This is a genomic window from Methanoculleus sp. UBA413, from assembly GCF_002502935.1.
GTDB lineage: Archaea > Halobacteriota > Methanomicrobia > Methanomicrobiales > Methanoculleaceae > Methanoculleus > Methanoculleus bourgensis.
The window spans coordinates 34,708-35,163 of record NZ_DAQR01000080.1; the positions used below are offsets into that span (position 1 = coordinate 34,708).

The 456-nt window shown below is 64.9% G+C and carries 1 pseudogene; it reads right to left on the reverse strand.

Going from position 1 to position 456, the window contains the following annotated elements:
• Positions 1-456: pseudogene (locus tag BP858_RS06380) on the reverse strand (ATPase); the annotation flags it as partial.

Genomic DNA, 456 nt, shown 5'->3' on the forward strand with positions numbered 1-456 from the left:
GTGCAGCCCCGGGATCTCCTCGGTGAGCAGGGGCACATACACCACTGCGCTGCCCATCGTCTTCACCTCGGTGATGAGCTTTGCCTCGCTGAGCTGCTTCACCGCCTTCTTCACCACGCCGGGCGTGAGGTGGGTGTCGGCCTCGATCTCGGCCACCGTCGAGCCGCCGTTCGCAAGCCCTGCGACGATCTTCACCGCCGCCTCATCGAGCCCCAGGAGTTCAGAGAACCCGGGCCTGACCTTCATCCCGCGGTCCAGCTCGACGATACAGCCGGTGCAGGCGTCGAGGACGAACGACGCGGTCTTCGTCGTCTTCCGGATAAACCCGCCGAGGTAGCGGACCTCCACCGCAAGAAGCGGCCTGTAGACCCGCTCTCCGGAGACGATCCGCTCTTCAGGTTCGAGTATCCGGAACCGGCGCTTCCGTTTACCCTTCGCGATATCGAGCGCCTCCTC